Raw genomic sequence first — 422 nt, forward strand, 5'->3', positions numbered from 1 at the left:
GGTTTGATCAGGTTTCTGTAGGCATCATCAGCTGCTACGGGCGCAGCGGTTTGTTAATGGAGGAATGCCATCTCCAATGCGCCGATCTTAGCTAGGTCTGTCCAAAATGTAAAATCGTGTTTCGGAGTACGAGGCAAGCGAAGGCGTCTTCGAGTCACCGCTTACGAAAGAGGGCCAAACTAGGTGACCTCTGTTCCGACGAAGCCCAGCTCAACTGGGGTTTTTATGTAAAACAACGAGATATCTTCAAGCTCCAATCGCTTGAATAACTGTTCAGATTCGTCCTCGGTAATGGCCATACGAATTTCGGTAGGCTGATCCGCTAGTTCAAAAAAATGCGAGGAATGCAGCCGGCCGGTATGCCCAAAGCCTTCGATACCTGTGGACAGAGTCGCACCCCGCAGTCCCATTTCTTTCGCCAA

At 50.2% G+C, this 422-nt stretch carries 1 protein-coding gene and 1 riboswitch; the gene reads right to left on the minus strand.

The features are described from left to right. Nucleotides 1-11: 11 nt before the first annotated feature. Nucleotides 12-84: riboswitch (Fluoride riboswitch) on the minus strand. Nucleotides 85-179: 95 nt separating this feature from the next. Next, nucleotides 180-422: DUF190 domain-containing protein (locus ALO43_RS09690; protein ID WP_054997431.1), on the minus strand; the 243-nt coding region annotated here is incomplete at its 5' end.

The sequence above is a fragment of the Pseudomonas tremae genome (assembly GCF_001401155.1).
Classification (GTDB): Bacteria; Pseudomonadota; Gammaproteobacteria; order Pseudomonadales; family Pseudomonadaceae; genus Aquipseudomonas; species Aquipseudomonas tremae.